The sequence below is a fragment of the Actinomadura miaoliensis genome, assembly GCF_039536785.1.
GTDB lineage: Bacteria > Actinomycetota > Actinomycetes > Streptosporangiales > Streptosporangiaceae > Spirillospora > Spirillospora miaoliensis.
On sequence record NZ_BAAAZG010000012.1, the window covers coordinates 12,101 to 23,785 of the forward strand.

An 11,685-nucleotide genomic window follows, 5' to 3' on the forward strand; every position below is an offset into this window, starting at 1 on the left:
GGGCGTCACAGCGGATCCCAGGGGATCGACGCGTACAGGCCGGTCACCCGCTCGAAGATCTCGGTGTCGTGCGGGACGGTCCGGTCGTCGACCCGGCCGACCGGGGAGACGCCGCGCGAGTTGGTGACGAAGACGGCGGCGAATGACGGCAGGTCGGCCAGCCGGACGGTGCGGCGCCGGGCGCCGAGCCCGGCGCGGTCGAGCAGCCGCATCGTGATGCCGGGCAGGGCGGGGGCGTCCGGCCACACGAACGCGTCGCCGTCGTGGCACAGGACGTTGGCGATCCCCGCCTCGGACACGACGCCCTCGTGGTCGACCAGCAGCGCGTCGTCGAACCCCTCGCGCTCGGCCAGCCGCCCGTAGTGGATCTGCGCGAACGTCCCGGTGTGCTTGATGTGGGGCACCGGCCGCCGGTAGACGACCGACCGCAGCCCCTGCGGCGTCGCGACCGCCTCCTCCGGGGACCGCACCGTCACCATGACCGAGACGCCGCCGTCGCCGCGGAACACCGTGACGCGCACCGTCGCGTCGGCCGTGTCGGCGAGGGCGTGCCGGACGTGGTCGCGGACGCGCCCGCCGTCCAGGCCGACGCCGAACAGCTCGCGGTTGGCCGCATCCAGCCGGGCCAGGTGCAGGTCCAGGCCGCGGACGGCCCGGTCGCGCACCTGCATGACCGTCACGTGGCCGTAGTTGACCAGGGCCGCCGGCAGCACCTCCGCCGCGCTCGGCGCGTGCCCGTCGATCTCGGTTCGCGGAAGCACACTCGTCACCGTAGCGGAGCGGGCCGCCCGGAACGCCAGGGGCCGAGGGGGTCAGCGGGGAGGCTCCACCGGGCCGGTCGCGGCGGCGAGCAGGTCGGGGGCCTCGGACTCGCTGGCGGCGACGTAGCGGCGGGTCATGTGGCCCGGCAGCGGCCGGGCCACCGCCACCGTGAACATCAGCAGGGCGAACACCGCGACGGCGGCCATGTCCCAGCCGAACGGCAGCACGCCGCGCCCCTCGAAGGAGCCCAGGTACGACAGCACGCCCATGCCCGCGAAGTACGGCCACAGCCACAGCGACCACCGCCAGTCCAGCGGCGGCCGTCCGCCCTCCGCCTGTTCGCTCTGCGCCCGTTCGTCCTCCGCCGGTTCGGCGGGCGGGCGCCCGGCGCCGGAGCGCAGCGCGTGCCAGCCGCCGAGCAGGACCACGCCGATGGCCACGGCGGCCAGCAGCCGCCACACCGTCGGCCAGCCCGCCCAGAAGATCAGCAGGCTGGCCATGACGAACGCCAGCGGCGCCAGCACGCTCGCGGCGGGCAGCCGGAACGGCCGCGGCCGGTCCGGGTCGCCGCGCCGCAGCACCGCCAGCGCGACCGGGGCGGGCGCGTACATCAGCACGGCCGCCGAGGTGACGAAGCCGACCAGCTGCTTCCACCCGGGGAACGGCAGGAAGATGACCATTCCGACGACGAAGCCGACGATGATGCCGAGCAGCGGCACGCCCCGCGGGCTCAGCTCGGCCAGCCGCCGGGGCAGGTAGCGGTCGCGGCCCATCGCGTACAGCAGCCGGGACTGGATCCCGGTGTAGACCAGGCCGGTCCCCGCGGGGGAGATCACCGCGTCGATGTAGAGGATCACCGCCAGCCAGCCGAGGCCCAGCCCCGTCGCCAGCCCCGCGAACGGGCCGAACTCGCCGCTGAACGACAGCGCGTTCCAGCCGTGCCGCACGTCCTGCGGGGCGAGGGCGCCGAGGAACGCGATCTGCAGCAGCAGGTACACCACGACACCGACGATCATCGAGCCGACCACCGCGATCGGGACGTGGCGGTGCGGGTCGCGGCTCTCGCCGGCCATCTGGATCGCCGACTCGAAGCCCAGCAGCGCGAACACCACGCCGCTGGAGGCCGTCACCGACAGCACGCCCTTCAGCCCCTCGGGCGCGAAGCCGCCCCCGGCGGTGAAGTTGCCCGCGTGGAACGACGTGGCCAGCAGCACCAGGATCGTCAGGATCGGCACGGCGGTCTTCCACCACACCGCCCAGGCGTTGGTCTCGGCGAACAGCCGCACGCCGAGGGCGTTGACGAACGAGAACAGCAGCATCAGCACCGCCGCCAGCGCGTACCCGCCCGCGCTCAGCACGGCGGTGCCGTCCGAGGTGTGCATCACCCACGGCAGGTAGTTGTCGGCGTACTGCAGCGCCGCCTCGGTCTCGATGGGCGCCAGGGTGACCGAGTAGATCCAGCTCAGCCAGCCGACCGTGAAGCCGCCCAGCCCGCCGAACGCGAAGTGGGCGAACCGCGCGGTGCCGCCCGCGCGCGGGTACATGCCGCCGAGCTCGGCGTGCACCAGCGCCAGCAGGACGATGCCCGCCCCGGCGATCACCCAGGACACCACGGCGGCCGGTCCCGCGCCGCGCGCCGCGTACAGCGACCCGAACAGCCAGCCGGAGCCGATGATCGAGCCGAGGGAGAAGAACATCAGCGGGATCAGCCCGACCTCCCGCCTGAGCCCCCCGCCGTTCGCCGACGCCGGCCGCCGTGCCATCTTCCCTCCCGGTGACCTGCGTGGACGTACCCTTTCCAGGACCGTCCTCACGGTGCGTGGCGGGCGATGAGAAGATCACGAGGAACCCGGTACAGGAGGCGTCCGATGCGTTACCCGCTCACGATCGCCGCCGCCCAGCCGGTGTGCGCGCCCCGGGACGTCGCGGCGAACGCGGCGGCCCACGCGGCGGCCGTCCGTGCCGCGCGGGCGCGCGTGGTGGTCTTTCCCGAGATGTCCCTGACGGGATACGAGCTGGACGCCCCCGCCGTCACGGCGGACGATCCGCGCCTGCGTCCCTTGGTCGACGCCTGCGCCGACACGGGGGCGCTGGCCCTGGCGGGGGCTCCCGTACCCGCCGGGAAGGGGGAGGGGAAGCACATCGCGATGCTGGCCGTGGACGGTTCCGGAGCACGCGTGGCCTACCGCAAGATGTGGCTCGGCGGGGACGAGCCCGCCCGGTTCACGCCCGGGGACGAACCGGGCGTCCTGGACGTCGACGGCTGGCGGCTCGGCCTGGCCATCTGCAAGGACACCGGCATCCCGAGGCACGCCGCCGACACCGCCGCCCTGGGCGTCGACGTCTACGTCGCGGGCGTCCTGGAACACGACTCCGACGCCCGCGCCATCGAGGAGCGCGCGAGCCGCATCACCGCCGACCACGACGTGTTCGTCGTCGTGGCGAGCTTCGCCGGGGCGGGCGGCGGCGGGTACGCGCGGGCCGCCGGAGGCTCGCGGATCTGCGCGCCGGACGGCGGCGTCATCGCCCGGGCCGGCACCGAGCCCGGCGACCTCGTCCGCGCGACCCTCCGATGACGGCGCCCGGCATGGACGAGCACGAGGCGGTGGTGCGGTCGCTGACCCGGGTCGCCGCGCCGCCGCTGCTGCCCGAGCTGCGGCTGCACCTGGCCGACGAGCCGTTCGCCGCGTGGGAGGCCGTCGCCGGCGAACGGACCGAGGACGTTCCGCCGCCGTTCTGGGCGTTCCCCTGGGCGGGCGGCCAGGCGCTGGGCCGCCACGTCCTCGATCATCCCGGGCTGGTGGCGGGGCGCCGCGTCCTCGACCTGGCCAGCGGGTCCGGCATGGTCGCGGTCTGCGCCGCCCTGGCCGGGGCCGGGCACGTCACCGCCTGCGACGTCGACCCGCTCGCCGCCACCGCCGTCCGCCTCAACGCCGCCCTGAACGGCGCGCGCGTCGACGTGCTGTGCGCGGACGTGCTGGCCTCCCGCGCCCCCGTGCGGGCCGACGTGATCCTCGCCGGCGACGTCTGCTACGACCCCGACCTCGCCGAGGTCATGACCGCGTTCCTGCGCGCGCAGCGGCGGCACGGCGTGGACGTCCTGGTCGGCGACCCGCACCGCCCCTACCTGCCCGGGGGCCTGACCGTCCTGGCCCGCTACGACGTACCCGGCACCGGCCACCTGGAGGAACGCGCCGTCACCCCGGCGTCCGTGCTGCGCCTGTGACGAAGCCTCGCGCCGCCGGGCGGGCGGCGGTCAGGCGCGGACGACGCGCACCTGCGGCAGCGCGCGGAACGGGGCGAGCCGCTCCTCGTCGGCGGTGTGGTCGGTGACCAGCGTCCACGGACCGGGCAGGGTGGCCCAGGCGCCGAACGGGGCGCGGCCCAGCTTGCTGGCGTCGGCCAGCACGTACACCTCGCGGGCGCGCTCGGCCATCTGCTCCTTGAGCCGGGTCTGCACCAGGCTCGCCTCGCAGATGCCGAGGGCGGCGTCCAGGCCGTCGGCGCCGAGGAAGGCGCGGTCGGCGGTCAGCCGCGACAGCGCCAGCTCGGCCAGCGGCCCCACCAGGCCCTGGCTGATGTGCCGCAGCGACCCGCCGAGCACCACCAGGTCGATCTCGGGCGCGTCGGCCAGCTCGGTGACCGCGGTCAGCCCGCTGGTGATCACCGTCAGGTCGGTGCGGGCGCGCAGGTGGTGGGCCAGCCGCCCGGTGGTGGTGCCCGCGTCCAGCAGGACGGTCTCGCCGTCGGCGATCTGCGCGGCGGCCCACCGGCCGATGCGGTCCTTCTCGGCGACGTGCTCGTGCGAACGCTGCCCCACCGACGACTCGGCCGGGGCGGCGGTGACCGGCATGGCGCCGCCGTAGGTGCGGGCCAGCCGCCCCCGCTCGGTGAGCAGGGCCAGGTCGCGCCGGATCGTGGACTGGGTGACGCCCAGCGAGGCGGCCAGCTCCTCCACGGCCACGCTGCCGCGCGCCGCGACCAGCTCCTCGATCAGGCGGCGGCGCTCGGCGGCCCGCAGCCGCTCGCCCGCGCCCGCCGCCGCGACGGCCTCGGCTCCGGTGCCCGTGCCGGTGCCGCTGTCGCTGTCGGTGCCGCTGTCGGTGCCGGTGTCGGTGCTCATGTCCGGGCTCATGTCCGCCTGGCCAGGCGGGCGGCCTGGCGCATCGCCTCCACCATGCTGCCCGCGTCCGCCTTTCCGGTGCCCGCGATGTCGAAGGCCGTGCCGTGGTCGACCGAGGTCCTGATCACCGGCAGGCCCACGGTGATGTTCACACCCGCCTCCAAGCCCAGGATCTTCACCGGCCCGTGGCCCTGGTCGTGGTACATCGCCACCACCAGGTCGAAGTCGCCCCGGCCGGCCCGGAAGAACACTGTATCGGCGGGCAGCGGCCCGCGCGCGTCCACGCCGTCGGCGCGCAGCCGCTCCAGCGCCGGGACGATCTTCTCCTCCTCCTCGCCCCGCCCGAACAGCCCGTTCTCCCCGGCGTGCGGGTTGATCCCGCACACCGCGATGCGCGGCCGCTCGATCCCGGCGGCGACCAGGGTGTCGTGGCCGCGGCGCACGGTGCGCTCGACCAGGCCGTGGTCGATGCGCTCGATCGCGTCGATCAGCCCGATGTGGGTGGTGACGTGGATGACGCGGACCGTGTCGGTGGCCAGCATCATCGACACCTCCGGCACGCCGGTCAGCTCGGCCAGCAGCTCGGTGTGGCCGGGGTAGCGGTGCCCCGCGGCGTGCAGCGCCTCCTTGTTCAGCGGCGCGGTGCAGATCGCCTGCGCCTTGCCGGCCATCGCCAGCTCGGACGCGACGCGCACGTACTGGTAGGCGGCCTCCCCGGCGACGGGGGACAGCTCGCCGAACGGCAGGCCCCGCGGGATCAGGCCGAGGTCGATCACGTCGACGGTGCCGGGGGCGAAGCGCGCCTGCTCCGGCTCGTCGACGACGTGCGGGGTCAGCGGCACGCCGCAGATCGCCGCGGCCTCGGCCAGCCGCGCCGCGTCGCCGATCACGACGGGCCGGCTGAACTCCGCCACCCGCGGGATCGCGCGGACGATCACCTCGGGGCCGATGCCCGCCGCGTCGCCCATGGTGACGGCGATGAGGGGTGTGCTCATTGGGGGTTCCTTCCAGCGGGGAGGGCGCGGGCCGCGGCGACCGCGTGGACCAGGGTCTCCGGTCCGCCGAAGCCGCCCGCCTTGGTGATGACGTACGGGGAGCGCGGCGCCGCGTCGGCGCCGGGGGTCTCGGGGGCGGCCGCGCCGGGGGAGACGGCGGCCCTTGACAGGACGGTGCCGGTGGCGACCTCGGCGAGCAGGGTCAGCGCGGACAGCCCGCACCGGGTGAGGACGGCGCGGGCGGTCTCGCCGCCGGTCAGCACCAGCAGCCCGGCCTCGGCCGCGGCGGGTGCGGACACGACGGCCAGCGCCTCGGTCAGCCGCCGCGACACCGCCGGGTCGGGCGGCCCGTCGGGGCGCGGCGCGATGACGACGTCGCCGTCCGGGACGGCGGCGGCGAGCCGGGCCAGCCCGGCGGGTCCGGCGTCGAGCAGGTCGGGCACGTCGATGAACATCGACCGCCCGAACTCCTCGGCGAGGCGCCGCGCCTGGGCCCGCGCCACCGTGCCGGCGCTGCCGATCACGGCCACGGCCCGTCCCGGGACGTCCGGCCGGGCGGCGGGGATCGCGGCGGGCGGCGCCTGGGCGGCGGCGAGGGCCGAGGCGAGCCCGGCGGAGCCCGCCCACGCGGCGCCGAGCCCGGCGCCCGCGCGGACGATGGCGTGCAGGTCGTCGTCGGTGACGGCGTCGCAGACCGCGATGCGGCCCTGCTCGCCCGCGCGGGCGAGCAGTCCGCGCAGACCGTCGTGCCCGCCGCGCACGTCCGCCAGGCCGATGACGGCGGTGGGCAGCGGCGCGAGCGCGTCGGCGACGCGGGCGGGGGCGGGCCGGGCCTCGGCCGCCCACGCGGAGGTCTCGTTCAGCGGCAGGCCGTCGAGGTAGGGGACGCCGTCGCGGACGGTGCGCCGCGTCGCGGGGAAGGCCGGGGCGAACACCACCGGCCCGGCCACCGCGCCGGCCAGCGCGCCGATCTCGGCGGCCAGGTTGCCGCGCAGCGTCGAGTCGACCTTCTTCAGCACCGCCGCGCCCGGCCGGCGCCCGCGCAGCGCGCCGGCGACGCGCGCGGCGGCCGTGGCGGGGTCGGCGTGCCGGGAGTCGGTGTCGACGACCGTCACCGCCGCGCCGGGCGGCACGGTGCCCAGCGCGACGACCGTGCGCAGACCGCGCGCCGCGAAGGGCATTCCCGCGTCCGCGGCTCCGGTCAGGTCGTCGGCGACGACCAGCGTGCCCGGTGCGTCCACACCCGCGCCCCCCGTCCGTCCGGCCCTCTGGAGCGCGGCGTGCGGGCCGCGCTCGTCTCTCACCGCGCACCTTACCCGACATTGCGCGAAACGCGCACTCTCTCGCGCGACCTTGGGAAACTCTTGCGCGATTCGCGCATAAGTGGTTACCTGCTCTGCGTAACGCGCAGGTAACCTGCGGGTTGCCGCCCGCAGGGCGCGCACCGCGCCCACGGGCGCGAACGGGAAGGACGAACCCCCTATGGCGGTGGACAGCAAGGCCCCGCGGGCGCCCGAGCCCGCCGGACCGCCGGACGACCCCTACGCGCTGCGCGCGGCGGACGTGAAGGAACCCCCGACCGACTGGCGCGGCACGCTCCGGCACCTCGGGCCGGGCATGATCCTGTCCGCGGCGGTCGTCGGCTCCGGCGAGCTGATCACCACGACCTCGCTCGGCGCCAAGGCGGGCTTCGTCCTGCTGTGGCTGGTGATCGTCAGCACGCTGGTGAAGGTCTGGGTGCAGATCGAGCTGGCCAAGTGGACGATCCTCAGCGGCTCCCCGGCGCTGGAGGGCTACGGCCGCGTCCCGCCGCGGTTCGGCCGGGTCGGCTGGATCAACGTGCTGTGGATCGGCATGGACTTCGCCAAGATGATGCAGCGCGGCGGCATCATCGGCGGCGCGGCGGCCGCGCTGAGCGTGCTGCTCCCGGTGGTGGGCGAGCCGCTGTCCATGCCGTCGCTGACCTTCTGGACGGTGGCGGTCGTGCTCAGCATCGTCCTGCTGCTGTACCGCAACCGGTACGGCACCATCGAGCGGGCGGCGTTCCTGACCGTCGTGGTGTTCACGATCGCGACCGTGCTGCTGGCCCTCGGGCTGCCGCTGACCGACTTCGGGTACGGCCCGTCCGACCTGGGCTCCGGGCTGGAGTTCGCCGTCCCCGCCGGGACGCTCGGCTTCGCGGTGGCGATGTTCGGCATCACCGGCGTCGGCGCCGACGAGATGACCACCTACACCTACTGGTGCATCGAGAAGGGCTACGCCCGCTGGACCGGCCCCGACGACGGCACCGAGGAGCGCGCCCGCCGGGCGAGGGGCTGGATCCGCGTCATGCGCGTGGACGCCCTGGCCGCCTGGGCCGTGTGCACCCTGTGCACGCTGTCGTTCTACCTCATCGGCGCGGCCGTGCTGCACCCGCAGAACCTCGTGCCCGAGGGCAACGAGATGATCACCACGCTGTCGCGGATCTACACCGACACCCTCGGGCCGTGGGCGGAGTACCTGTTCCTGGCGGGTGCGTTCGCCGTGCTCTACTCCACCGCCATCGCGTCGTCGGCCAGCGTGCCGCGGCTGTGGACCAACACCCTGGGCCTGCTGGGCGTGTTCGACTGGACGGACGTGCGCAAGCGGCAGCGCGTCATCCGCATCCTGACGCTGACACTGCCGCCGCTGTGGGCGCTGTTCTTCCTCTACCTGCAGTCGCCGGTGCTCATGGTGCAGATCGGCGGTATCGGCGGCGGGATCTTCCTGGTGGCGGTCGTCATCGCGGTGTGGTGGCTGCGGCGCACCGAGGTGGACCGCGAGTTCCGGGACGGCCGGCTGCTCAACACCGCGCTCGTGCTCAGCACCATCGCGATCAGCGTCCTGGGGGTCTACACGGTGCTGGAGGTCTTCGGAATCGAGATCGGATCAGGGGGATGACGGACATGTCCGGCTCCACGGGCGAGGTGGTGGTGACCACCCAGAGCTTCGCCCGGTACACCGACAGCCCGTGGCGGGTGTTCGAGGAGGCGCGCGTCCCCGCGCGGCGCTCCCGCTTCGCGCACCCGCTGGCGGAGGACGAGCTGGTCCGGGAGGCGGCCGGGGCGGCGGCGCTGGTCGTCGGCCTGGACCCGGTGACCGCGAAGGTGATCGGGGCGGCGCCGTCGCTGCGCGTGATCGCCAAGCACGGCGTCGGCGTCGACAACATCGACGTGGCGGCGGCCCGCGCCGCCGGGATCCGCGTCGTCAACGCCCCCGGCGCCAACACCACGGCCGTCGCGGACATGACCATGGCGCTGCTGCTGGCGGCGGTGCGGCGGATCGTCCCGGCGCACACGTCGGTCGTCCAGGGCCGCTGGGAGCGGTTCTTCGGCCCCGAGCTGGCGGGCCGCACCCTCGCCGTGATCGGCTTCGGGCGCATCGGCCAGGCCGTGGCGCGCCGCGCCCGCGGCTTCGACATGACCGTCGTCGCCTACGACCCGCACCTGCCCGCCGAGGTCTTCGCCGAGCAGGGCGTCCGCGCCGCCGGACTGGACGAGTGCCTGGCCGCCGCCGACGTCGTCACCCTGCACCTGCCGCTGGCGCCCGGCGCCCCGCCGCTGCTGGGCCGCGCCGAGCTGGCCCGCCTGCGGCCCGGCGCCTACCTGGTCAACACCGCGCGCGGCGGGCTCGTCGACGAGGCGGCGCTCGCCGAGGCGCTGCGCGACGGCCACCTGGCGGGCGCGGCGGTCGACGTGTTCGCCTCCGAACCGCCGGACGGCAGCCCGCTGCTGGACGCGCCCAACGTGGTGCTCACCCCGCACTGCGGGGCGTTCAGCCACGAGGCCAACGCCGCCATGGGCACCACGGTCGCCACCGACGTGGTGCGCGTCCTGCGCGGCCTTCCTCCCGTGAACCCGGTGGTGTGACGACCATGACGGAGAAGAACATGGAGACCGTCCCGGTACCGGGCACCGACCTGGAGCTTTCCCGGCTGGTGCTGGGCACGATGACGTTCGGCGACACCGTCGGCCGCGACACCGCCGCGCGCATGCTCGATGTCGCCGCCGACGCGGGCGTCACGATGCTCGACACCGCCAACGGCTACGCGGGCGGCGCCTGCGAGGAGATCCTCGGCGAGCTGCTGGCGACGCGCCGCGACCGCTTCCTGCTGGCGAGCAAGGTCGGCATCCCGCACCCCGACGCGGGGGACGCCCCGCCGCTGTCGGCCGAGGCGATCCGCCGCTGCCTGGACGGCAGCCTGCGCCGCCTGCGCACCGACCGGCTCGACGTCTACTACCTGCACCAGCCCGACCGGCGCACCCCGATCGAGGAGACCCTGGACGCGCTGGCCGAGCACGTCGCCGCCGGCAAGATCCGGTACGTCGGGGTGTCGAACTTCGCCGCCTGGCAGATCGCCGAGCTGCGCGCCGCCGCGGCCGGCCGCGGCGCGCCCGTCCCGGTGCTGTCGCAGCCGCTCTACAACCTGATCAGCCGCCGCATCGAGGAGGAGTACACCGAGTTCGCCGAGCGCGCCGGGCTGGTCAACATCGTCTACAACCCGCTGGGCGGCGGGCTGCTGACCGGACGGCACCGGTTCGACGAGTCGCCCGCCGCCGGCCGGTTCGGCGACTCGGGCCTGGCCGCCATGTACCGGCGGCGGTACTGGGACCGGCGCCTGTTCGAGGCCGTCGAGGCGCTCGCCGGGGGCGCCGCCGAGGCGGGCCTGACCCTGCCGGAGCTGGCGTTCCGCTGGCTGCTGTCGCGTCCCGCCGTGGGCGCGGTGCTCGTCGGCTCGTCCAGGGTCGAGCACCTGGAGGCCAACATCGCCGCCGCCCAGGGACCCCCGCCCGGCGCGGACCTGGCCGAGCTCTGCGACGCTGTCTGGGAGCGCCTGCGCGGTCCCGCGCCCGCCTACAACCGCTGATCACGCCCGCAAAGGATCACTGATATGAGCGACAACGGACCGTCCTCCTTCGCCGCCCGGCTGCGCGCCCGCGAGCGCCTGCTCGGGTACTGGGTGGTGTGCGACAACCCGGTGGGCACCGAACGCATCGCCGGCCTCGGCTACGACTACGTGTGCGCCGACGGCCAGCACGGGCTGATGGCCTACCCGGGGTGGCTGTCGGCCATGACGGCGATCGACGCCCGGGGCGTGTCGGCGGGCATGGTGCGCGTCCCGGCCAACGACGGGTACTGGATCGGCAGCGCCCTGGACGCCGGGGCCCGCGGCGTGATCGTCCCGCTGGTGAACGACGCCGAGGAGGCCGCGGCCGCCGTCGCGTACTGCCGCTACCCGCCGCACGGCGTGCGCAGCTACGGGCCGATGCGGTCGTCGCTGCGCGTCGGCCCGCGTCCCGCCGAGGCCGACGAGGCCGTCGCCTGCGTCGTGATGATCGAGACGGCCGGGGCGCTGGACAACCTCGCCGAGATCTGCGCCGTGCCCGGCCTGGACGGGGTGTACGTCGGCCCCTCCGACCTGACCCTGGCGCTCGGCGGCCGGTTCCCCGGCGACCCGGACGTGGCCGACGCGTTCGCCGACGCGACGGCGCGCATCGCCAAGACCGCCGCCGAGGCGGGCATCGCGGCGGGCTTCCACTGCCCGGACGGCGCCACCGCCGCCGCCCGGCTCGCCGAGGGCTACACGTTCGCGACCGTCTCCTCCGACCTGGTCCATCTGGAGCAGGCCGCCGCCGCCCACCTGAAGGCGGCCCGCTCGTCCTGACACCCGCCCACGCCCGGCACACGTCCGGGGCAGGCCCGCTGTCAGGCGGCCCGGACGGGCGACGGCGCGCCGAGCAGGGCGACGCGCGTCGCGCGCAGACGGGCCGGGTCGCCGATGACGTC

General features: G+C 75.4%; 11 protein-coding genes. 6 read left to right on the top strand and 5 right to left on the bottom strand.

All coding sequences use genetic code 11. The annotated features are described in order from the left end of the window. Window positions 1–5: 5 nt before the first annotated feature. Together ABD811_RS10740 and ABD811_RS10745 are read right to left on the bottom strand one after the other, a co-directional pair. Window positions 6–761: an aminotransferase class IV gene (locus ABD811_RS10740; protein WP_344944686.1), complete on the bottom strand. Its 756-nt coding sequence runs from the start codon at window positions 759–761 to the stop codon at window positions 6–8. A gap of 51 nt (window positions 762–812) precedes the next feature. Then, window positions 813–2,525: an APC family permease gene (locus ABD811_RS10745; protein WP_344944689.1), complete on the bottom strand. Its 1,713-nt coding sequence runs from the start codon at window positions 2,523–2,525 to the stop codon at window positions 813–815. Between the two features lie 105 nt (window positions 2,526–2,630). Here ABD811_RS10745 and ABD811_RS10750 point away from each other — a divergent pair, with 105 nt between their 5' ends. After that, window positions 2,631–3,338, top strand: coding sequence for a carbon-nitrogen hydrolase family protein (locus ABD811_RS10750; protein ID WP_344944692.1), 708 nt, complete (start codon window positions 2,631–2,633; stop codon window positions 3,336–3,338). 11 nt (window positions 3,339–3,349) lie between these two features. Further along, window positions 3,350–3,988: a class I SAM-dependent methyltransferase gene (locus ABD811_RS10755; RefSeq protein WP_344944694.1), complete on the top strand. Its 639-nt coding sequence runs from the start codon at window positions 3,350–3,352 to the stop codon at window positions 3,986–3,988. A gap of 30 nt (window positions 3,989–4,018) precedes the next feature. Here ABD811_RS10755 and ABD811_RS10760 read toward each other — a convergent pair whose 3' ends face one another. Genes ABD811_RS10760 through ABD811_RS10770 form a run of 3 tightly spaced genes read right to left on the bottom strand, consistent with a single transcriptional unit; the run spans window position 4,019 to window position 7,184 of the window. Beyond that, window positions 4,019–4,885 (bottom strand): DeoR/GlpR family DNA-binding transcription regulator, encoded by an 867-nt coding sequence (locus tag ABD811_RS10760; protein WP_344944697.1) that lies wholly within the window; start codon window positions 4,883–4,885, stop codon window positions 4,019–4,021. Between the two features lie 8 nt (window positions 4,886–4,893). Continuing rightward, a complete protein-coding gene (gene pdxA / locus ABD811_RS10765; RefSeq protein WP_344944700.1) occupies window positions 4,894–5,880 on the bottom strand; it encodes a 4-hydroxythreonine-4-phosphate dehydrogenase PdxA in 987 nt (328 codons plus the stop codon). Beyond that, window positions 5,877–7,184 (bottom strand): four-carbon acid sugar kinase family protein, encoded by a 1,308-nt coding sequence (locus ABD811_RS10770; RefSeq protein ID WP_344944703.1) that lies wholly within the window; start codon window positions 7,182–7,184, stop codon window positions 5,877–5,879. The genes pdxA and ABD811_RS10770 overlap by 4 nt, the downstream gene beginning before the upstream one ends. A gap of 178 nt (window positions 7,185–7,362) precedes the next feature. Between ABD811_RS10770 and ABD811_RS10775 the strand changes: the two genes are divergently transcribed. The 4 genes from ABD811_RS10775 to ABD811_RS10790 are packed head-to-tail and all read left to right on the top strand — an operon-like array spanning window position 7,363 to window position 11,563. Continuing rightward, window positions 7,363–8,799 carry an Nramp family divalent metal transporter gene (locus ABD811_RS10775; protein ID WP_344944706.1) on the top strand — a complete coding sequence of 479 codons (1,437 nt, stop codon included), beginning with the start codon at window positions 7,363–7,365 and terminating at the stop codon, window positions 8,797–8,799. Continuing rightward, window positions 8,796–9,767 (top strand): phosphoglycerate dehydrogenase, encoded by a 972-nt coding sequence (locus ABD811_RS10780; protein WP_344944708.1) that lies wholly within the window; start codon window positions 8,796–8,798, stop codon window positions 9,765–9,767. The genes ABD811_RS10775 and ABD811_RS10780 overlap by 4 nt, the downstream gene beginning before the upstream one ends. A gap of 5 nt (window positions 9,768–9,772) precedes the next feature. Further along, entirely contained in the window at window positions 9,773–10,765 is a 993-nt protein-coding gene (locus ABD811_RS10785; RefSeq protein WP_344944711.1) for an aldo/keto reductase, read from the top strand. 24 nt (window positions 10,766–10,789) lie between these two features. After that, window positions 10,790–11,563 (top strand): HpcH/HpaI aldolase family protein, encoded by a 774-nt coding sequence (locus tag ABD811_RS10790; RefSeq protein WP_344944714.1) that lies wholly within the window; start codon window positions 10,790–10,792, stop codon window positions 11,561–11,563. Window positions 11,564–11,685 lie beyond the last annotated feature (122 nt).

Bases quoted from the DNA above. Each gene is read 5' to 3' on its own strand.
- ABD811_RS10745 (WP_344944689.1), bottom strand. From the start codon at position 2,525: ATGGCACGGCGGCCGGCGTCGGCGAACGGCGGGGGGCTCAGGCGGGAG.
- ABD811_RS10750 (WP_344944692.1), top strand. From the start codon at position 2,631: ATGCGTTACCCGCTCACGATCGCCGCCGCCCAGCCGGTGTGCGCGCCC.
- ABD811_RS10755 (WP_344944694.1), top strand. From the start codon at position 3,350: ATGGACGAGCACGAGGCGGTGGTGCGGTCGCTGACCCGGGTCGCCGCG.
- ABD811_RS10760 (WP_344944697.1), bottom strand. From the start codon at position 4,885: ATGAGCACCGACACCGGCACCGACAGCGGCACCGACAGCGACAGCGGC.
- pdxA (WP_344944700.1), bottom strand. From the start codon at position 5,880: ATGAGCACACCCCTCATCGCCGTCACCATGGGCGACGCGGCGGGCATC.
- ABD811_RS10775 (WP_344944706.1), top strand. From the start codon at position 7,363: ATGGCGGTGGACAGCAAGGCCCCGCGGGCGCCCGAGCCCGCCGGACCG.
- ABD811_RS10780 (WP_344944708.1), top strand. From the start codon at position 8,796: ATGACGGACATGTCCGGCTCCACGGGCGAGGTGGTGGTGACCACCCAG.
- ABD811_RS10785 (WP_344944711.1), top strand. From the start codon at position 9,773: ATGACGGAGAAGAACATGGAGACCGTCCCGGTACCGGGCACCGACCTG.
- ABD811_RS10790 (WP_344944714.1), top strand. From the start codon at position 10,790: ATGAGCGACAACGGACCGTCCTCCTTCGCCGCCCGGCTGCGCGCCCGC.